Origin of the sequence: Pseudoduganella guangdongensis, from assembly GCF_009857475.1 — a bacterium.
Lineage (GTDB): Bacteria > Pseudomonadota > Gammaproteobacteria > Burkholderiales > Burkholderiaceae_D > Rugamonas > Rugamonas guangdongensis.
On the sequence record NZ_WWCJ01000016.1, the window covers coordinates 98,113 to 117,355 of the forward strand.

19 protein-coding genes are annotated in these 19,243 nt (G+C 65.3%); 1 reads left to right on the forward strand and 18 read right to left on the reverse strand.

All coding sequences use genetic code 11. The features are described from left to right. Positions 1 to 67: 67 nt before the first annotated feature. The 5 genes from GTP41_RS20180 to GTP41_RS20200 form a co-directional block, all read right to left on the reverse strand. Positions 68 to 385 carry a hypothetical protein gene (locus GTP41_RS20180; protein ID WP_161027373.1) on the reverse strand — a complete coding sequence of 106 codons (318 nt, stop codon included), beginning with the start codon at positions 383 to 385 and terminating at the stop codon, positions 68 to 70. Next, entirely contained in the window at positions 382 to 1,671 is a 1,290-nt protein-coding gene (locus tag GTP41_RS20185) for a TolB family protein (RefSeq protein ID WP_161027374.1), read from the reverse strand. The genes GTP41_RS20180 and GTP41_RS20185 overlap by 4 nt, the downstream gene beginning before the upstream one ends. A gap of 94 nt (positions 1,672 to 1,765) precedes the next feature. Further along, entirely contained in the window at positions 1,766 to 2,362 is a 597-nt protein-coding gene (locus GTP41_RS20190) for a MarC family protein (protein ID WP_161027375.1), read from the reverse strand. After that, positions 2,359 to 3,354 (reverse strand): hypothetical protein, encoded by a 996-nt coding sequence (locus GTP41_RS20195; RefSeq protein ID WP_161027376.1) that lies wholly within the window; start codon positions 3,352 to 3,354, stop codon positions 2,359 to 2,361. Before GTP41_RS20195 ends, GTP41_RS20190 begins: the two co-directional genes overlap by 4 nt. 109 nt (positions 3,355 to 3,463) lie before the next feature. Further along, positions 3,464 to 5,479 carry a TonB-dependent receptor plug domain-containing protein gene (locus GTP41_RS20200; RefSeq protein WP_161027377.1) on the reverse strand — a complete coding sequence of 672 codons (2,016 nt, stop codon included), beginning with the start codon at positions 5,477 to 5,479 and terminating at the stop codon, positions 3,464 to 3,466. Between the two features lie 118 nt (positions 5,480 to 5,597). Between GTP41_RS20200 and GTP41_RS20205 the strand changes: the two genes are divergently transcribed. After that, complete coding sequence (locus GTP41_RS20205; protein ID WP_161027378.1) at positions 5,598 to 6,041, forward strand: FKBP-type peptidyl-prolyl cis-trans isomerase; 444 nt, start codon at positions 5,598 to 5,600, stop codon at positions 6,039 to 6,041. Positions 6,042 to 6,094: 53 nt separating this feature from the next. Here the strand turns inward: GTP41_RS20205 and GTP41_RS20210 are convergent, their stop codons facing one another. The 13 genes from GTP41_RS20210 to GTP41_RS20270 all read right to left on the reverse strand — a co-directional run. Then, a complete protein-coding gene (locus GTP41_RS20210) occupies positions 6,095 to 6,640 on the reverse strand; it encodes a phosphoribosyltransferase (RefSeq protein WP_161027379.1) in 546 nt (181 codons plus the stop codon). A 15-nt stretch (positions 6,641 to 6,655) separates the two neighbouring features. Further along, positions 6,656 to 7,966: an adenylosuccinate synthase gene (locus GTP41_RS20215; RefSeq protein ID WP_161027380.1), complete on the reverse strand. Its 1,311-nt coding sequence runs from the start codon at positions 7,964 to 7,966 to the stop codon at positions 6,656 to 6,658. Positions 7,967 to 7,971: 5 nt separating this feature from the next. Continuing rightward, positions 7,972 to 9,132: an ATP phosphoribosyltransferase regulatory subunit gene (locus GTP41_RS20220; protein ID WP_161027381.1), complete on the reverse strand. Its 1,161-nt coding sequence runs from the start codon at positions 9,130 to 9,132 to the stop codon at positions 7,972 to 7,974. A gap of 200 nt (positions 9,133 to 9,332) precedes the next feature. Then, a complete protein-coding gene (gene hflC / locus GTP41_RS20225) occupies positions 9,333 to 10,208 on the reverse strand; it encodes a protease modulator HflC (RefSeq protein WP_161027382.1) in 876 nt (291 codons plus the stop codon). Beyond that, complete coding sequence (gene hflK / locus GTP41_RS20230) at positions 10,208 to 11,494, reverse strand: FtsH protease activity modulator HflK (RefSeq protein ID WP_161027383.1); 1,287 nt, start codon at positions 11,492 to 11,494, stop codon at positions 10,208 to 10,210. The genes hflC and hflK overlap by 1 nt, the downstream gene beginning before the upstream one ends. Positions 11,495 to 11,501: 7 nt before the next feature. Beyond that, positions 11,502 to 12,647, reverse strand: a complete 1,146-nt coding sequence (gene hflX / locus GTP41_RS20235) for a GTPase HflX (protein WP_161027384.1) — start codon at positions 12,645 to 12,647, stop codon at positions 11,502 to 11,504. A 10-nt stretch (positions 12,648 to 12,657) separates the two neighbouring features. After that, positions 12,658 to 12,903 carry an RNA chaperone Hfq gene (gene hfq / locus GTP41_RS20240; protein ID WP_161027385.1) on the reverse strand — a complete coding sequence of 82 codons (246 nt, stop codon included), beginning with the start codon at positions 12,901 to 12,903 and terminating at the stop codon, positions 12,658 to 12,660. Between the two features lie 170 nt (positions 12,904 to 13,073). Beyond that, on the reverse strand, positions 13,074 to 14,417 hold the full coding sequence (der, locus tag GTP41_RS20245; RefSeq protein ID WP_161027386.1) for a ribosome biogenesis GTPase Der: 1,344 nt from the start codon (positions 14,415 to 14,417) through the stop codon (positions 13,074 to 13,076). A gap of 7 nt (positions 14,418 to 14,424) precedes the next feature. Next, positions 14,425 to 15,582, reverse strand: a complete 1,158-nt coding sequence (bamB, locus tag GTP41_RS20250) for an outer membrane protein assembly factor BamB (protein ID WP_161027387.1) — start codon at positions 15,580 to 15,582, stop codon at positions 14,425 to 14,427. A 4-nt stretch (positions 15,583 to 15,586) separates the two neighbouring features. Next, positions 15,587 to 16,234 (reverse strand): YfgM family protein, encoded by a 648-nt coding sequence (locus tag GTP41_RS20255; RefSeq protein ID WP_161027388.1) that lies wholly within the window; start codon positions 16,232 to 16,234, stop codon positions 15,587 to 15,589. A gap of 17 nt (positions 16,235 to 16,251) precedes the next feature. Continuing rightward, positions 16,252 to 17,550 carry a histidine--tRNA ligase gene (gene hisS, locus GTP41_RS20260; protein ID WP_229502979.1) on the reverse strand — a complete coding sequence of 433 codons (1,299 nt, stop codon included), beginning with the start codon at positions 17,548 to 17,550 and terminating at the stop codon, positions 16,252 to 16,254. 44 nt (positions 17,551 to 17,594) lie between these two features. Further along, a complete protein-coding gene (gene ispG / locus GTP41_RS20265) occupies positions 17,595 to 18,857 on the reverse strand; it encodes a flavodoxin-dependent (E)-4-hydroxy-3-methylbut-2-enyl-diphosphate synthase (RefSeq protein ID WP_161027390.1) in 1,263 nt (420 codons plus the stop codon). A gap of 11 nt (positions 18,858 to 18,868) precedes the next feature. Further along, positions 18,869 to 19,243, reverse strand: a 375-nt coding sequence (locus GTP41_RS20270; RefSeq protein ID WP_161027391.1) for a DUF4115 domain-containing protein, incomplete at its 5' end; no start/stop codon positions are given.

Consider the following 19,243-nt stretch of genomic DNA (forward strand, 5'->3'; position numbering starts at 1 on the left):
ACTCCTTTAATGATTGGCTTGGGTGGGTTGTTATCGTGCCATGCCGTCATTATCAAAGCAATATGTTTCAGCTAAGGAGGTCGCCGATGGCCGAGATGCCGTCGCCGATCATGTCGGCCAGTCCAGCCGCCGCATCGATGCCTTCAATCACGTCCAGCGGACCGATACCCGTCCCTTCCGCCGCCTGCTGCGGCGCTGGCTGCGCCAGGCGCGCCCGCGCCGCTTCAGCGCGCGCGAGATTGGCCTCGCGCTGTGCCACGAGCTCGGGCGCCAGCCTGACCTCCTGCGGCAAGTCGGCGCCGCAGTACAGGCAACGCGCCACGGCGCGGTTCAACACGCCGCGCCTGCAGACCGCGCAGCGGAATTTCGGCGTAACGTCCCTCATGCCGCCGCCCGGTCCTGCACCAGCACCGCGCCCACCAGGTCGCCCTGCGACACCAGCGACGAACGGCCCTGGGCATCGAGCGCGAACATGCCGCGCCCGTTGCTGTAGACGATGGTGCCGTTTTGCGTGATATCGAAGGAGCTGACATTGCTGGCCACGACGGATTCGCTGCCGCTGCGGGTGCGGCGCACCAGTTGCCATGTGGACGGCACCAGCGAAGGCACGCCGCCGATGCTGGCTTCGCGCCGCAGCGCGCGCTCGGCGTCGATGCGCCGGCCCTGCAGCACAATGTTCTTCAGGTCCGCCTGCATCGGCATGCCGCCGGCGCCGCTCAAGGGCTTGCGCGAGTACATCAGCGAGAAGAAATTCAGGTAATGGAACACCGCGCGCAGCAAGCGGAACGGGAACAGGAGCGTGTCCAGCACCACATTGCCGGCGTTGTACTGCGGCGGCTCATAGGGCCGACGGATAAAGAACAGCGCCCCGTCCGCCGCCACGCGCGGCGCCAGGAAATCGTAGCGCGGGTCTTCCAGCACCGGCGTGATGCGGCCGGTCGCCGTATTCAGTTCCTGCAGCGTCACGTGGCCGATGCCGGCCCAGCCGCCCTGCTGGTCGCGCCCGATGCCGGCCGACTGGTAGATCACCACGCCGTCGGCGCCCGGCACCGCCGTCGGCGCCGCATCGATGGTGTCGCCGCCGGTGAGCTCGCGCAGCCCGTCGCCGCCCGCGCTCATGCTCGCTATGTGGCTGGTGCCGCCGCGCGACTCCATGGTGCAATAAATCGTCTGGCCGGATGGCGACAGGGCCATGTCCTGCAGGCGCAATTGCTGGCGGTGCAGCAGCCGCTCTTCATGGCCGCTCGCCAGGTCATAGGAAAACAGCCCGCCCATGCCATGGTCGGCCTGGAAGTACAGCAGCTTGCCGTCGCCCGTGAAGCGCGCCGAGGAAATCAGGATCGGATCGGCGTCGCGCTCAAAGTCGCGATAATTGCCCTGCGCGGCGACCCCGAAGGCGGTGTCCTTTTTCCACGCGTTCTTTTCGCGGCTGCGCTCCGCGCGGTCAATGGCTTGCTGCGCGTAGGGGCTGCTGATCTCCTGCACCGCGCCGTAGCCGCCCTGCACGAACAGCTTGCCGTTCGACACCCAGCCAACCTGCAGCGGCGGCGCGTTGCCGCCCATGGCAGGCGCTGCAGCGGCCGCGCCGGCCGGCTGCACATACTGGTTGGTGGCCTTATAGAACACCAGCACCAGCAGCACTACGATTCCCAACACTATCAGGACATGCATGGTCACCCTCGTCCAGGCACCGCGAATGCGGCAAATGCCGACGATTATAGAGCCATTGCCCGGCAGAAAAAGTCACGCAAAGTCACGCCTGGCGTCAAAGCGTCTTGACGAACTCCCGCACGCCGCCCAGCAGCATCTCGATCGCCATCGCCGCCAGGATCAGACCCATCAAGCGTTCGAAGGCCGTCATCACCTGCGGCCCCAGCACCTTCTGCAGGCGCTCGGCGCCCAGGAACACGGCCAGCCACACCACCACCACCGCGCCCAGCGCCGCCATGTGCACCAGCACTTCGCCCGTGGTATCGCGCGAGAACAGCAGCACGGTGGCCAGCGCCGACGGGCCGGCCAGGGCGGGGATCGCCAGCGGCACGATGAACGGCTCGCCGCCCTCCTGCTTGCCCAGCACCCCGTCCGGATGCGGGAACACCATGCGGATCGCGATCAGCATCAGGATCACACTGCCGGCGATGCGCAGCGATGCTTCCGACAGGCTCAGGGCCTTGAGGAAGTGGCTGCCGAAGAACATGAACACCAGCAGCACGAAGAAGGCAATCAGGCATTCGCGCACCACGATCTTGGGCCGCCGCTTGGGCGGCACGGTCGCCAGCGCCGATGCAAAAATCGGAACGTTGCCGAATGGGTCAGTGACCAGCATCAGCAGGATAAAGGTTTGGAGGAAGTCTTGGGTCATGAGCGTGAGTTTACACCACTGGCTTGCGCAGCAGGAGTCGCGACCGCCGCCGCGCCCTTGCCCAATTTGCGGTCGCAGGCTTCCACGTCGGCCACGTCGGGCCACAATTCGGGCACGATGCGCTCGCCCAGTTCCTGGCGCAGCCTGTGGTAAGTCTCGCGGTCGTTGGCGCGGCAGGCGAAGGAGGCGAACTTGTTGCGGCCGCGCAGGTCGTGCGGGTTGCGCTGTAACAGGTCTTCAAAACCGGTCTTCACCATGCGCCACTCCGGCAGGCCGCGCTGCCCGCGGAACTGGATGGCGTCGCTGCCGTTGCCGTCCTCGCGCCAGTACAGGCGCGCGTACATGGCGCCGCCCTCCACCGCCCTGGTGAAGAACACGGCGCGCCGCGCGAACTGGTCGAACTGCACCAGGCTGCCGCCCCGGCGCGGGCTGTAGGCATGCGCCATGGCGAAGTGGATCTGCGGGTCGTTCGGAAAGACCTGCACCGCGTCCAGGTAGGCGCGTGCGGCGCTGCGGTTCGACACCGCGCCTTCCAGCTGCAGGCTGATGTTCAGGCTATGCCATAGCGGACAGGCATTGGCCTGCGCCTTCACCTGCTGCAGGCGCGCCTTGCCGTAGCCCAGCTGCTCCTGGTAGAAGTCCATGGCTTCCTTCGGCATCTGGCCGATCGCGCCCAGGCGCAGTTGCGAGGCGTAAGCGCGCCAGTAGATCGCCTCGACCATCGCGCCGGCCAGGGAATCGGGCGCCTGCTGGCGCCACTGGGCCAGGGCGCTACGGTCCGCCGCCCAGCTCTGCGTGGTGCGGAAATAGCTGTCGAACTGCGCTTCAAAGCCGGCGCCGTCGCCCATGCACCATTCGCGCAGGCCGCGTTCAATCGCCTCGAACTTACGTTCGCTCCACTGCTTTTGCAGCACCGGCGGCTTGGCGGCGGCGCTGCCCGGCTCCTGGGCGCCGCTGGCTAGCAATAAGGACAACAACAAGGAAGGAAACATCGACAATCCCGGCAACAGCAAAACAATGCCAAGAATTGTAGAGTAATTTCCGTAAGGAAATATCTCGAATTGCCACTATCGGCTATTTTTTTGACAGCTTGTGGTGGAATCAGTACATGCTGCGCAGGGTGATGGCGCCGGTGATGCCGGAATCGGGAATGCCGCCGCGCGCGCCGCTTGGCGACGAGTAAATATTGCGCCGGTCCGCCAGGTTGCGCACCTGGAACGCCAGCTCGCTGTGCGGCGACAGGCGCTTGCCCAGGCCGATATCGGTGCGCACGTAGTGCGGCAAGCCCTGCCCGGCAAACGCGGCGCCGGCCGACACGTCGTTCACCGCCGACTGCCAGTGCTGCTCCAGCATCAACTGCCAGGCCGGGTCGGCCAGCGTCCAGGCCGCGCCAGCCACCAGCTTGGCGCGCGGGAAGGTACGGAATTCACGTCCGCTGGGCTGGTTGCGGCCGCGCGCATAGGAACCGTCGAACTCCAGCAGCAGGCGGCCGGTCCGGTAGCGCAGGCTCGCTCCCACGCCGTGCGATTGGTTGCGGTCCGCGTTCACGAACTGCACCAGGCGGTTGCCCGGCAGCAGTTGCGAGACGATGCCGTCGCGCCACTGGCTGCGGAACAGCGTGGCCTGCGCGCTCAGGTGGCTACCCTGATGCACCGCCACCAGTTCCAGCGTGTCGATGATTTCCGGCTGCAGGCCGGGGTTGGGCAGGATGCTGTTCGGCGTGCCGGCCAGCTCCTGCGCCGACGGCGCGCGGAAGGCCTGGCCGTACAGCAGCTTGAGCGCGTTTTCCGGCGCCGGCTGGTACACCAGCCCCGCGCGCGGCGAGCCATGGCTGCCGAATCCGGAGTAGTGGTCCAGGCGCCCGCCGTACACCAGGCGCCAGCGGCCGTCGGCCCAGCGCGTATTGGCTTCCAGCGTCAACTGGCGCACGCTGCGGCGCGCGCCCTCGGTCGGGTTGGCGAAGCGGCTCAGATATTGCCCGTCCAGGCTGCGCAGCTCGGAATAGGCTTCGTCCACCGCCAGCTTTTCCATGCCGGCCGACAGCGCGTACTCGGTGCGCAGCGCCGGCAGCACGTCGCGCCAGGTCGCCTGCAGGCCGGCGCGGTGCTGCCCCGCCTGCAGGTCGCGCAACTGCACGCTGGGCACGCCCGCCACCACGCTGCCGATCGTGCTGTCGGCGCGCCAGTAGTAGCCCTTCACTTCCAGCGAACGCGCCACGCTGAAGCTGTGGCGCAGGCCCGCCTGCAGCATGGCGAAATGGGTGCGCGACCAGCCCATGTCGTGGCCGCCGGACGCGCGCGTGCCGATGCCGTTGCTGTCGTTGATATGGTAATGGTGCAGGTACAGGCCGGCCTGCCAGGTCGTGTCCTGTTCGGTGTCGGACAGCATGCGCAGCACGGCGCTCTGGGCGCGCTGGCGGTTCTCGCGCCGCAGCGGCAGGCCCGCAGCGGCAGGCGCCTGCAGCGCCTGCCCCGCCTGGACGTTGGCGGCGGCGGCCAGGCGCAGGCGCGTGCCGCCATCAAGGACGCGGCCATCCTGCACGAAGGCCTCGCCGAAACCGTCGCTGCGCGCGGACAAGCCGGCGCGGCCGCCCGCCCCGCCTGGCGCGCCGCCCGGCTCGGGACTGCGCAGGGCCACCAGGCCATGAAAGGCGTCGCTGCCGTAGATCGCCGAGCCCGGCCCCTGGATCACCTGCACCTGCCCCAGCACGCCCAGGTTCAGGCCCGACATGTATTGGGTGGAGGAGCGCATCAGGTCCGTCAGCGGCGCGTCGTCCCAGGTCAGGGCCACGCCGGCCGGCGAACCGCTCGGCACCATGGCGCGCATCACCACCGACTGGCTGCCCGCGAGATGCGGCAGCACGTTCAGTGCCGGCTGCGTTTCCAGCGCGTCGAACAGGCGCCGTGCGCCGCGGCGCTGCCAGTCTTCCTGCGTGATGGAGGCCACAGTGGACGCCGCATCCAGCACGCTGGCGGGCAGCAGCGAGGCGGCGCTGACGTTGATGCGGCCCAGCTCCTCCAGCGACAGCTCGCTGAACGAGTCGGGCGGCGGCGCGGCGGCGGCCACACCGGCACAGGCCAGCATCAGGGGTGCGACAACTTGGCGGGGCAAGGTCATGAACCCATTGTAGCCATAAAAACAATGCGGCGGAAAGGCTTGTCGCCATTCCGCCATTGCTAGCAACGCTCAAGTCGCTTACCCTGCGCCTCGTGTCCACTTTTATAGAAAGAGATTGATGAAGCGACTGCTTTCCTCCTGCATTATCGGCGCCAGCCTGGCCCTGTCCCTGGCGGCCTGCGAACGCACCCAGGCGCCGGCGCCAGCCACCGCCCCCGCCTTCCCCCTGCAAAAGATCGATACCGTGACCGGCACCGGCGCGGAAGCCGTCGCCGGCGCGACAGTGGTGGTCAACTACACCGGCTGGATTTACGAGCCGAATTCGCCGCAGCAGCACGGCGCCCAGTTCGACTCCTCGGTCGGCCGCAGCCCGTTCAACTTTAAGCTGGGCGCGGGCCAGGTCATCCCGGGCTGGGATGAAGGCGTGCAGGGCATGAAGGTCGGCGGCAAGCGCACCCTGGTGGTGCCGGCCGCCCTGGGCTACGGCAGCAACGGCATCGGCCCGATCCCGCCCAACTCCAACCTGATCTTCGATGTCGAACTGCTGGAAGTTCGCCCATAAAAAAAAGCGGAAGGGCTCGCGCCCTTCCGCTCTTTAACAGGAACCGTCGGCAATTAAGCGCCGGTCTCGCCTTTCTTGATCCATGCCGCCAGCTGGTGCGGGCGCAGGCCGTCGTAGTCTTCGAACGGCTGATGGATCCATGGGTTGTGCGGCAGTTCTTCCATCTGGTAGTCCGGCTTGAAGGCGGAGCAGCCCTTGGTCCAGATCACGGCCGATTTCACCTCGGTCACGCCTTCGAAGTTCTCCTTCAGGTGCTTCATCACCTTGGTCAGGGTCACGCCGGAATCTGCCAGGTCGTCGACCAGCAGGATCTTGCCGGACAGCGGGCCCTTGGTCATGGTCATGTACTTGGCGATATCCAGGTCGCCGCGCACGGTGCCGGCTTCTTCGCGGTAGGAGCTGGTCGACAGGATCGCCAGCGGCACGTCGAAGATGCGCGAGAACACGTCGCCCGGACGCACGCCGCCGCGCGCCAGGCACAGCACCATGTCGAACTTCCAGCCCGATTCATGGACCTTCAGCGCCAGGCGCTCGATCAGGCGGTGGTACTCGTCCCAGCTAACCCACAGGTGTTTTTGGTCGGATACAGGAGTGGTCATGCTCTAGGTTCTTTCTTATTCAAATGGGTGGCGCAGGACGATGGTCTCTTCGCGGTCAGGACCGGTCGATACCATGTCGATCGGCACGCCGACCACTTCTTCGATACGCTTAATGTAGGCGCGCGCGGCTGCCGGCAGCGCTTCCATCGACTTGGCGCCGACGGTGCTGTCGGTCCAGCCAGGCATTTCTTCGTAGATCGGCTGGCACAGGGCCGCGTCTTCGGCGCCGACCGGGAAGATGTCGACCTGCTTGCCGTTGATGGTGTAGCCGGTGCAGATCTTCAGGGTTTCCAGGCCGTCCAGCACGTCCAGCTTGGTCAGGCACATGCCCGACACGCCGTTGATCTGCACCGAGCGGCGCAGCAGCGCTGCATCGAACCAGCCGCAACGACGGGCACGGCCGGTCACGGTGCCGAACTCATGGCCCACGGACGACAGGTGGTGGCCCACGCCGGCATCGGTCGGCAGTTCGGATGGGAACGGGCCGGAACCAACGCGGGTGGTGTAGGCCTTGGTGATGCCCAGGATGTAGTGCAGCATGCCAGGGCCGACGCCGGCGCCGGCAGCGGCGTTACCCGCCACGCAGTTCGACGAGGTAACGAACGGGTAGGTGCCGTGGTCGACGTCCAGCAGCGAGCCTTGCGCGCCTTCGAACAGCAGCGAGCCGCCGGCCTTGTGGGTGGCGTACAGCGCGGACGACACGTCGGTCACCATCGGGCGCAGGCGCGGCACGTAGGCCAGCGCGTCGTCCAGGGTCTTCTGGTAGTCGATCTTCGGCGCTTTGAGGTAGGTTTCCAGGACGTGGTTATGGTAGTCCAGGTTCTCTTTCAGCTTCTCGGCGAAACGCTCGGCGTTCAGCAGGTCGGCCACGCGGATCGCGCGACGGGCGACCTTGTCTTCGTAGGCCGGGCCGATGCCCTTGCCGGTGGTGCCGATCTTGGCGGCGCCGCGCGCGGCTTCACGTGCCGCATCCAGTGCGGTGTGGTAAGGCAGGATGACCGGGCAAGCCTCGGAAATCTTCAGGCGCGAAGACACTTCCACGCCAGCCGCTTCCAGCTTGTCGATTTCGCGCAGCACGTCGGGCACGGACAGCACCACGCCGTTGCCGATGTAGCAGGCCACGCCTGGGCGCATGATGCCCGAAGGGATCAGCTGCAGGGCGGTCTTGACGCCGCCGATCACGAGGGTGTGGCCCGCGTTGTGGCCGCCCTGGAAGCGCACCACGCCCTGGGCGTGTTCGGTCAGCCAGTCGACGATTTTGCCTTTGCCTTCATCGCCCCACTGGGTGCCGATAACAACAACGTTCTTTGCAGTTTTGTTTGACATCACAATTAACCTAAGTTTTTGAGAATCCAGTTACTACCACTTTCGTCGAGCACCAGCGCGCGATCGCACTCGAACTCGTCCTGTTCATTGCTGTGACCCGGCAGGGACTGGATCACAACCTCGCCGGCCTTGCGCAGCTCGGCGATCTTTTCCTTCAGCTCCGGCGCATTGCCCCACGGCGCGCGGATCGAATGCTTGCGCTCGGCGGTCGGCAGCAGGCGCGCCAGCTCGCGCAGGTCGAGCGAGAAGCCGGTGGCCGGACGCGCGCGGCCGAAAGCCTCGCCCACGTGGTCGTAGCGCCCGCCCCGCGCCACCGCGTTCGGCAGGCCCGGCACGTACAGCGCGAACATGGCGCCGCTCTCGTACTGGTAGCCGCGCAGGTCGGCCAGGTCGATCGCCACGTCGGCGCGGCCGATGGCCGATGCCGCCAGCGCCGCCAGTTCGGCCAGCGCGTGGGTGATGCCCGGCAGCGCCGGCAACGCTTCGCGCGCGCGCTTCAGTACGTCCACGTCGCCGTACAGGCTTGGCAAGGCCAAGAGCGCGGCGCGCGTCGTTTCGTTGTACTTGGCGGTCTGCTGCTGCAGGCCCGGCACATCCTTCGCGCGCAACAGCTGCACGATGGCGTCGTAGTCTTTTTTCGCCGCCGCATCCTGCTCCAGGATCGCGTGCAGCACGCCGACGTGGGTCAGGTCCAGGCGCACCTCGGTGAAGCCGGCCAGGGCCAGCGAACCGAGCGCCAGCTCCTGGATCTCGGCGTCCGCTTCCAGGCCGGCATGGCCGTAGATCTCGGCGCCGATCTGGAACGGCTCGCGCGTGGCGTGCAGGCCGGACGGGCGCGTGTGCAGCACCGAGCCGGCATAGCACAGGCGCGTCACCGTGGCGCGGTTCAACAGGTGGGCGTCGATGCGCGCCACTTGCGTCGTCATGTCGGCGCGCAGGCCCAGCATGCGGCCGGAAATCTGGTCCACCAGCTTGAAGGTGCGCAAGTCGGTGTCGGCGCCGGCGCCGGTCATCAAGGACTCCACGTACTCCAGCATCGGAGGCATGACCAGCTCGTAGCCGTACAGCCGGAAGTTATCCAGCATCAGGCGGCGCAACTCCTCGATCTTGCGTGCTTCGGACGGCAAGACGTCGGCAATGTATTCAGGCAGAAGCCAATTCGGCATGGTTGGTGCTATTGAAATATAAACAATGCAGGCGCGGCTGCGCGCCCCGAAAACCGGAGAACCAAACCGCGTATTTTACGCGAATTTGCTGCAATGCAGGTGGAAATTTGAGGCTGCTGGAACAGTAAACCCGGAAACCGGAAAACCAGGGGACGACCTGCGGGTCGGACCCTGGTTTCCGGTTTCCGGGTTTAAGAGCCTTACTTGCCCGAGCCCGGGTTCTTGAAGTACTTGAAGAAGTCCGACTGCGGATCGACCAGCATCACGTCAGCCTTGCTCTTGAAGGAGGCGCGATACGCTTCCAGCGAGCGGTAGAACTTGTAGAACTCCGGATTGCGGCCGAAGGCCTCGGCATAGATCTGGGAGGCTTTCGCATCGCCCTCGCCCTTGATCTTCTCCGCCTCGCGGTAAGCCTCGGCCAGGATCACGGTGCGCTGCTTGTCGGCGTCGGCGCGGATCTGCTCCGATTCCGCGGAACCGGTGGAACGCGCCTCGTTGGCCACGCGCACGCGCTCGGCCTTCATGCGCTCGTACACCGAGTTGTTGATCTGCTCAACATAGTCCACGCGCTTCAGGCGCACATCGACGATTTCCACGCCGATCTGCTTGGCCTCGTCCACCACCTTGCTGCGGATCGACTCCATCACCTTGCCGCGCTGGCCCGAAATCACTTCACGCACGGTGCGCTTGGTGATTTCATCGTTCAGCGCCGCCTTGACGATCTGCTGCATGCGGTCGCCGGCGCGGTTATCGTCGCCGCCGAAGGACACGAAGTACAGGCGCGGCTCGGTCACGCGCCATTTGACGAAGGCATCCACCAGGATGTTCATTTTTTCGGCGGTGATGAAGCGGTCGGCTTCTTTCGGGTCCAGGGTCTGGATGCGCTTGTCCAGGTACACCACGTTCTGGAACGGCGGCGGCAGCTTGAAGTGCAGGCCAGGCTCGGAAATCACCTGCTTCACTTCACCCAGCGCGAACACGATGGCGTACTTGCGCTGGTCCACCACGAACACCGTAGAGGACAGCAGCATCAGGGCGATAAAGCCCGTAATCAGAATGGTTACTAAGCGGTTCATTAACGGCCCTCCCGGTCACGGGACGATTCACGCGAGCGGCTATCACGGCGGCTCGTGTCGGTAGTCGGTTCCGGCAGCAACACGGCGGTCGGCGGCTGCGCGGTCACACTGGCGGCGCGCCCCTCGGTCGCGGCCACTTGCGCGATCAGCTTGTCCAGCGGCAGGTACAGCAGGTTGCTGCCGGCCTTGGAGTCCACCATCACCTTGCTGGTGTTGGCGAAGATCTGCTGCATGGTGTCGATGTACATGCGGTCGCGCGTCACGGCCGGCGCCTTCTGGTACTCGGCCAGCACGGACTTGAAGCGGTCGGCATTACCGGTCGCGTTCTGCACGGACTGGGCGCGGTAGGCTTCGGCTTCCTGGATCAGGCGGAATGCCGCGCCGCGCGCTTTCGGCACGATGTCGTTGGCGTACGCCTGGCCTTCATTCTTCTGGCGCTCGCGGTCCTGGCCCGCTTTCACCGCGTCGTCGAAGGCGGCCTGCACCTGCTCCGGCGGCTGCACGCCCTGCATCGTCACATTGGTCACTTGCGCGCCCGAGTTATAGCGGTCCAGGATCGACTGCATCAGGGCCTGGGTGTCGTTGGCCACCTTCTCGCGGCCTTCGTACAGCACGAAGTCCATCTTGCTGCGGCCCACCACTTCGCGGATGGCCGTCTCGGCCACCTGGCGCACGGTGTCCTCCGCGTCGCGGTTGGAGTACAGCCAGTCGAAGGCCTTCTTCACCTTGTACTGCACGGCGAACTGGATGTCGATGATGTTCTCGTCCTCGGTCAGCATCAGCGCTTCGGAAGCCATCTTGGTTTTCGCGCTGCCGCGATAACCCACTTCCACCGTGCGCACGGTCGACACGTTGACGGTTTCATTATTCTGGAACGGGTACGGCCAGCGCCAGTTGAAGCCGGCCGGCGTCTCGTGGCTGAATTTGCCGAAGGTGGTCACCACGCCGGTCTGGCCTTCCTGCACGATGAAGGCGCCGGAAGCGAGCCACACCAGCGCCGCCACCGAGGCGACCGCGCCAAAGGTGATGCCGGCGCCCTTCATATTGTCGCCACCGCCACCGCCGCCGCCACCGCCGTTGCCGCGATTCTTGCCGCCGCCGAACAGGCCGTTCAGGCGCTGGTTGAAGTCGCGCCAGAGCTGATCGAGGTCCGGCGGGCCTTCGCCGGGCTTTTTGCCTTCCTGGGCCTTGCGGTTGTCCTTGTCCTTGTCCTTGTCGTTGCCCCAGTTATGGTCGTTCAAGGACAGCTTCAGGCCTAGTCTTTTCTTGAGAGAGGAAAAAGGCATATTTTTCTTAGTGAGATCCTACTTGGGTAAAGGTGAGAATACTGTCCGGCGCCAGCTCCTCTTTGGGGTTGGCGAGCGCTTCCTGCTCATCCCGTGCTGCCTCACAGATCGCCTCGCGCAGCAGGTCCAGGCCGGACCCGGTGCGTGCGCTGATGAATACGCGGGAAATCTTATCATATTCATTTCGTTCGACCGTCGGCTCCAGGCCGGCCGCGTCGATCTTGTTCCACACCAGGATCTGCGGGATGTGGTCGGCGCCGATTTCGCGCAGCACCAGGTTGACCTGTTCGATCTGCTCCATGCGGCTGGGCGAGGCGCCGTCCACCACGTGCAGCAGCAAGTCGGCGTGGATGGTCTCCTCCAGCGTGGCGCGGAAAGCCGCCACCAGCTGGTGCGGCAGTTCGCGCACGAAGCCGACCGTGTCCGACAGGACCACATTGCCGATTTCCTCGCCCATGTAGACGCGGCGCGACGTGGTGTCGAGGGTCGCGAACAACTGGTCCGCCACGTAGACGCCGGCCTTGGTCAGCGTATTGAACAGGGTCGATTTGCCGGCATTGGTATAGCCGACCAGGGACACCGAGAAAGTATGGTTGCGGCCGCGCGCGCGGCGCTGGGTCTCATGCTGCTTGCGCAGCTTGGCCAGTTTGGCGCGCAGCATCTTGACCCGTTCGCCCAACAGGCGGCGGTCGGTCTCGAGCTGGGTTTCCCCCGGGCCGCGCAGGCCGATACCGCCCTTCTGGCGTTCCAAGTGGGTCCAGCCGCGCACCAGGCGCGTGGCCAGGTGCTGCAACTGGGCCAGTTCGACCTGCACCTTGCCCTCGTGGCTTTGCGCGCGCTGCGCAAAGATATCGAGGATCAGGCTGGTGCGGTCGAGCACCCGCACTTGCAGGCGTTTTTCCAGATTGCGCTGCTGGGCTGGGGACAGCGCATGATTGAAGATGACGATCTCGAGCTTGTGGTCCTGCACCGCCAGGCCGATTTCGTCGGCCTTGCCGGTGCCGACGAAATACGCCGCATCCGGCGCCGAGCGCTTACCGGTAATGGTGGTGACAGGCTCTGCGCCCGCTGAGCGGGCCAACAGCATCAACTCCTCGATACTGGCAGCAAAGTCGCCCTGACCGAAATCTACCCCGACTAAAGCTGCACGCATACGTTGGGGCTTACTCCGCTGCCTCGGAGGAATTGTCGATGTTCAGGTTCACGGCGCGGGCAGGCACCACGGTGGAAATCGCATGTTTGTACACCATCTGGGTGACGGTGTTACGCAGCAGTACCACATACTGGTCGAAAGACTCGATATGGCCCTGCAGCTTGATGCCGTTGACCAGGTAGATCGAGACTGGAACGTGCTCTTTGCGCAGCGCGTTCAGGAATGGGTCTTGTAACAATTGCCCTTTATTGCTCATAACAGCTCCGTTTTATGTTGTTGTGTACGAAATGGAGACGCTGCGCCTAAATTTCAAGTGCTGCTGGGGATGCTCCAAGGATACTGTACCTTGTTTTGTCAATTTTTGCAGAAACTTAAAGGGGGGCGGGCCCCTCTTTAAGCCCCGCTTAAAGCGGAATGCCCGCTTTTTCAGCCTTCGCGCTTGTCGAAAGGATTCTTGCCATTACGCAATTCAATGCGCAGCGGGGTGCCGACCAGTTTGAAGGTATCGCGGAAATGCTTCTCCAGGTAGCGCTTGTACGGCTCGGAGATCGCATCCAGCGAATTGCCGTGGATAACAATGATCGGCGGGTTCTGGCCGCCCTGGTGCGCATAGCGCATTTTCGGACGGGTGCCGGCCTTGCGCTTCGGCTCCTGCTTCTCGATCGCTTCCTGCAGGGCGCGCGTCAGCTTCGGCGTCGGCAGGTTGGCCGTGGCGGCGGCGTAGGCGCCGTTCACGGATTTCATCAGCGGGCCGATGCCGGAACCGCGCAGGGCCGAGATGAAGTGGGTGTTGGCGAAGGACAGGAAGTCCAGCTTGCGGTCCATGTCCATCTTCACCTGGTCGCGGTCGTCCGACTGCAGGCCGTCCCACTTGTTGACCGCCACCACCAGGGCGCGGCCCGATTCCAGGATGAAGCCGGCGATGTGGGCGTCCTGCTCCGAGATGTCTTGCTGCGCGTCGAGCATCAGGATCACCACGTTGGCTTCCGAAATCGACTGCAGCGTCTTCACCACCGAGAACTTCTCGATCGCTTCAAACACTTTGCCGCGGCGGCGGATGCCGGCGGTGTCGATCAGGGTGTACTGGCGGCCGTCGCGCTCGAACGGGATTTCGATCGAATCGCGGGTGGTGCCCGGCATGTCGAAAGCGATCACGCGCTCTTCGCCCACCAGGGTGTTGATCAGGGTCGATTTGCCCACGTTCGGGCGGCCCACCAGGGCGATCTTCACGCCGCGGTCCTGCGGCAGCAGTTCTTCCTCGTCGGCCGGACGGCCGGCAAAGGCCTTGTCCAGCGCTTCCTGCACCAGGTCGTGCACGCCGTCGCCATGGGCGCCGGAAATCGCGTACGGGTCGCCCAGGCCCAGTTCATAAAAGTCCGACACGGCGGCGGTGTAGCGCATGCCTTCGGCCTTGTTTACCACCAGCAGCACCGGACGGCCGGATTTGCGCAGGAAATCGGTAATCGTCTTGTCGTGCGGGGTCATGCCCTGGCGGCCATCCACCAGGAACACCACCACGTCGGCTTCCGCCACGGCCTGCTTGGTCTGCAGGGCCATCTGGAACATGATGCCTTCCTTGGCGACCGGCTCGAAACCGCCGGTATCGATGACCAGGAACGGGCGATTGCCGACGCGGCCCTCGCCGTAGTGACGATCGCGCGTCAGGCCAGGGAGGTCCGCCACCAGCGCATCGCGCGAGCGGGTCAGTCGATTGAATAAGGTCGATTTCCCGACGTTCGGGCGACCTACGAGTGCAATTACCGGCTTCATATTGTTTTTATTCGACCGCGATAGCGGCCACTGTCCCATTCTGGGTTTGTAAAATCACATTCGAACCTGCCACCACGGGCGCCGCCTTGATGGCGCCGCCGCCGGTGGCGATCCGACCTAATACCGTGCCATCTTCCCGCGACAGGAAGTGCACATAGCCCTCCAGGTCGCCCACGGCCACGAAACGGCCGTAAGAGACAGGAGCGGACAAGCGGCGGTAAGCCAGCTTGTCGTTTTTCCAGGCCGAGGCGCCGCCTTCGCGCGCAAAGGCCTGCACGGCGCCCTTCTCGTCCGACACGAAGACGAAGCGCTGGTCCACGCCCACGCCCACGTCCGACGATGCCGGCTTGCTCCAGCGCGCCACGCCGGTGGCCAGGTCCAGGCAGCCCACCTTGCCCTGGTAGCTCACCGCGCACAGGTCGCCCTCGTACACGGCCGGCGTGCCGCTGATGTCGGACACGCGTTCCAGCTCGGTGGCGCCGCGCGGCTCGGACAGCGGCGCTTCAAAGCGCGGCACGCCGTTGGTCAGCGCCAGCGCCAGGATGCGGCCGGCAGGCTGCGCCGAATAGACGTTGCCGTTGGCGATCACCAGGCCCGGCGTATTGCGCAGGGTCAGCGGCGGCGTCACGCGCTGGATGAACCAGCGTTTCTTGCCATCGGCCGCATCGTAGGCGGTAACCTTGTTGTCGCCGGTGCGCACGATGACCACGTCGTTGCCGACCGCCGGCGCCGACAGGATCTCGCTCGATGCCTGCACTTCCCACAGCGCCTTGCCGGCGCCGTCGAAGGCCAGCAGCTTGCCCTTCTCGCCGCCCACCGCCACCACCTGGCCGTTCGGGCTCACGCCCACGCCGGCGGTCAGGTCGGTCTTGGACTTGCTGCGCCACTGCACCTTGCCGCTGGCGGCGTCCAGGCGCTCGATAGTGCCGTCGGCATCGGCCACGAACACGCTGTTGTCGGCCAGCGCCGGCGAGAACACATGCACGCCGGCCTTGCCGATGCTGTGCTTCCACACGATGCGGGCCGGTACGCCCGGCTTCAGTTCTTCCAGCTTGGCCGGGGCGAACTTGTCCTCCTTGGCAAACGGATTGAGCTTGCTCATGGTGCTGCAGCCGGCAGCCGTTGCCAGGACGGCCAGCGCGATGATGGTACGGGTTGCACGCATTGGGTTACGCTTTCTCTTCCGGCGCGGTGCCGCCGATGGATTCAAGTTTCAGCTGGATCAGCTGGCGGCCAGGGTTCTTCTTGTCGGCCGATTCGAGCGCGGCCAGATAGGCCTTGCGCGCGTCTTCCAGCTTGTTCTGCGCGGCCAGGATGTCGCCCTTGCGGTCTTCCACGGCGCTCTTGAACTGCGGCAGCGCGGCGCCCGCCAGCGCTTTCAGCGCGGCGTCGTAGGCCTTCTCGTCCAGCAGCACGCCGGCCAGGCGGATCGCGGCCACGTTCTTCTGCTCGTCGTTGCCGTGCGCGACCACCCACTCCAGTTGCGCCTTGGCCGACTTCAGGTCGTTGGCGTCGAAGGCCGATTTGGCGGCGGTCAGCGCGCCCAGCGCGGCGTAAGAAGAGCTGCCGAACTTGCTCTCGATATCGCTGGCCACGCGCAGCACCTTGGCGTTGTCCTTGGCGTTGGCGGCGCTCTGCAGTTCATCGAACAGCACCGACGCTTGCGCCGCCTGGTTGCGCTGGTAGTAGTTCCAGCCATTCCAGCCCGAATAGGCGGCCAGGCCGGCGATCACCACCCAGGTGGTCAGGTTGCCGTACTTCGCCCACCACGCCTTGATGGTAGCGAGCTGTTCTTGTTCTTCGAGATCGTATGCCATGTTTCAGTCTTTATTTATCAATGATGGTGGTGGTGGTCGTGGTCACAATCGTCTCCGCATGTGATCTGGTCCACGACGTAATCGACAACGCCTTCAAAGGCAACGCTTTGCTGCTGGCCTTCGCCTTCTTCAGCGCGCATTGCCTTGACGACGGCGGTGTTGTTGGCCACTTCGTCCTCGCCGATGATGACTGCGAAGGTTGCGCCGGAGCCGTCGGCTTTTTTCATCTGCGACTTGAAGCTGCCGGCGCCGTTGCTGCCGGCGCAGTGCAGGATCACGTCCAGGCCGGCGTCGCGCAGGCGCTCGCCCAGGATGAACGCTTGCGCTTGCGCCGCCTCGCCCTGGTGCACCAGGTACACGTCGCACTGGCGCGGCGCGGCGGTGTCGCCGGCGCCTTTCATCAGTTCGATCAGGCGCTCGATGCCCATGGCGAAACCGACCGCCGGGGTCGGCTTGCCGCCGAACATTTCAATCAGCGGGTCGTAGCGGCCGCCGGCGCACACGGTGCCCTGCGCGCCCAGTTCGTCGGTGACCCATTCGAACACGGTGCGGTTGTAGTAGTCGATGCCGCGCACCAGGCGCGTGTTGACGGTGTACTGGATCGCGTTGGCGTCCAGGATCTTCTTCACGCCTTCGAAGTGGGCCAGCGATTCCGCGCCCAGGTAGTCCAGCAGCTTCGGCGCGCTGTTGACGATGCCTTGCAGGGCAGCGTTCTTGGTGTCCAGGATGCGCAGCGGGTTGGTATGCAGGCGGCGCTTGGCGTCGGCGTCCAGGTGCTCCTCGTGCTGCTCCAGGTAGGCGATCAGGTCGACGCGGTGGCGCGCGCGCTCCTCGGCGTCGCCGATGGAGTTGATTTCCAGGCGGATGTTCTCCAGGCCCAGGTCATCCCACAGGCGGCGGCACATGGCGATCATTTCCGCATCCACGTCCGGGCCGGTGAAGCCCACGGCTTCCGCGCCGAACTGGTGGAACTGGCGGTAGCGGCCGCGCTGCGGCTTCTCGTGGCGGAACATCGGGCCTTTGTACCACAGGCGCTTCGGGCCTTCGTACACCAGGTTATGCTCCAGCACGGCGCGCACCACGCCCGCGGTGCCTTCCGGGCGCAGGGTCAGCTTGTCGCCGTTCATGGCGTCTTCGAAGGAATACATTTCCTTCTCGACGATGTCGGTCACGGCGCCGATGGCGCGCGAGAACAGGCGGGTCTCTTCCACGATCGGGGTGCGGATCTGCTGGAAGCCGTAGCTTTGCACCACGGACTGCGCGGTGTTCTCGAAGATCTCCCACAGGTGGGCGTCAGCCGGCAGGAGATCGTTCATCCCCTTGATCGCTGTGATTTTGTCTGCTTTGTTGGACATATTCTTTACGCTGCTTTGCTATAGTTTTTTTGTACGTAGTCGAGCACGATGGCCTGGAACTCGCCGACGATATTCTCGCCGCGCAGGGTCGCCACCTTCTCGCCATCGACAAACACCGGCGCGGCCGGCGATTCGCCGGTGCCGGGCAGGCTGATGCCGATATTGGCGTGCTTCGATTCGCCCGGGCCGTTGACGATGCAGCCCATCACGGCCACGTTCATCGCCTCCACGCCCGGGTAGGTCTTTTTCCATTCCGGCATCTGCTCGCGCAGGTAGGTCTGGATATCGTCCGCCAGTTCCTGGAACACAGTGGAGGTGGTGCGGCCGCAGCCCGGGCAGGCGATCACCATCGGGGTGAACTTGCGCAGGCCCATGGTCTGCAGGATTTCCTGCCCCACCACCACTTCCCTGGTGCGGTCGCCGCCCGGTTCCGGGGTCAGCGAAATACGGATGGTGTCGCCGATGCCTTCCTGCAGCAGCACCGACAGCGCGGCGGTCGAGGCCACGATGCCCTTGCTGCCCATGCCGGCCTCGGTCAGGCCCAGGTGCAGCGGATAGTCGCAGCGCTTGGACAGCTCGCGGTAGACGGCGATCAGGTCCTGCACGCCGGACACCTTGCAGGACAGGATGATCTTGTCGCGCGCCAGACCCAGTTCTTCGGCGCGTACCGCGTTTTCAATCGCGGAGGTGATCAGCGCTTCGTACATCACCGCTTGCGCGGTCCATGGATTGGCGCGCGCCGCGTTTTCATCCATGATGCGCGCCAGCAGGGCCTGGTCGAGCGAGCCCCAGTTGACGCCGATGCGCACCGGCTTGTCGTGCCTGGCCGCGACTTCGATCATCTGCGCGAACTGCGTGTCGCGCTTGGCGCCCTTGCCCACGTTGCCCGGGTTGATGCGGTACTTGGACAGCGCGGCGGCGCAGTCCGGGTAGTCGGTCAGCAGGGTGTGGCCGTTGTAGTGGAAGTCGCCCACCAGCGGCACGTCCACCCCCATCTTGTCCAGCTGGTCGCGGATGTAGGGCACGGCGGCCGCCGCTTCCGGGCGATCCACGGTCAGGCGCACCAGTTCGGAACCGGCGCGCGCCAGCTCCTTGATCTGGATCGCCGTCGCCACCGCATCGGCGGTGTCGGTATTGGTCATCGACTGCACCACCACCGGCGCGTCGCCGCCGACCCAGATCTTGCGCTCGCCGTGCTGGATCAGCACGCGGCGGCTGGCGCGGCGCGCCAGCGGTCCGGAAGGGATCGGATTGTTCGAAGAAGACATGCTTACTCTGCTTACTTGATATTGACGCGCGAGATGGTGCCGCCAGGTACCGGCGGCAGCTCCAGCTGGGCGCCGGCCAGGTTGGCGTTGACGCCGCCTGGCTTGCCGACGATCAGCAGGTCCTTCTCGCGCACATTGAACGTTTCCGTGCTGCCGGCTTTCACCAGGCGCGCGATCAGCGAATTCTGGCCTGGACGGCGGATCTCGATCCAGGAATCTTCCTTCACCGTCAGCGTCAGCTTGCCGCCGGCCGCGCCCACGACAGCGCCGCTCGCCGGCGCAGTAGGGGCCGCAGCCACCGGAGCCGCCGCCGGCGGGAGCGCCGCTGCAGTCGGCGCAGGACGGTTGGCCGGCGCGCCAGCGGCGCCGCCCACAGGCGCGGCAGC